The 520-nt window shown below is 35.6% G+C and carries 1 protein-coding gene; it reads right to left on the bottom strand.

Annotated elements, in window-relative coordinates; all coding sequences use genetic code 11:
* Nucleotides 1–520: tRNA ligase subunit PheS family protein (locus tag FUA24_RS00200; RefSeq protein WP_449441412.1), on the bottom strand; the 520-nt coding region annotated here is incomplete at both ends.

Below are 520 nucleotides of genomic sequence, written 5' to 3'. Positions count from 1 at the left end.
TTATTTTCCATGTAACGCACCTGTACTGAACTGGTGTGCGTACGTAATAAAATATCTGGATTTGTTTGAATGAAAAACGTATCCTGCATATCACGTGCTGGGTGATATTCAGGTAAATTTAAAGCTGTAAAATTATGCCAGTCGTCTTCAATTTCAGGTCCTTCGCTTACGTTAAACCCAATACGCGAAAAGATATCAATAATTTGATTTTTAACAATTGAAATAGGATGACGGGCACCTATTTGAATGGGCTCGCCTGGGCGCGATAAATCGCCATATATGCCTTTTACCTCTTCGTTGCTTTCTAATTCTTCTTTTAAGGCTTTTACTTTATCTTCAGCCGTTTTTTTAAGCTGGTTTATGGTTTGACCAAATTCACGTTTTTGTTCGTTGGCCACATTTTTAAACTCTGCAAAATATTCATTTAACAATCCTTTTTTACCTAAGTATTTAATACGGAATGTTTCAACTTCATCTTTTGTTTGTGCTTTAAAAGCTTCGGCTTCGGCTATAAGTTCTT

The sequence above is a fragment of the Seonamhaeicola marinus genome (genome assembly GCF_008085455.1).
Note: the sequence above shows the minus strand (reverse complement) of the source record. Positions and strands in the feature narration are given on the sequence as shown.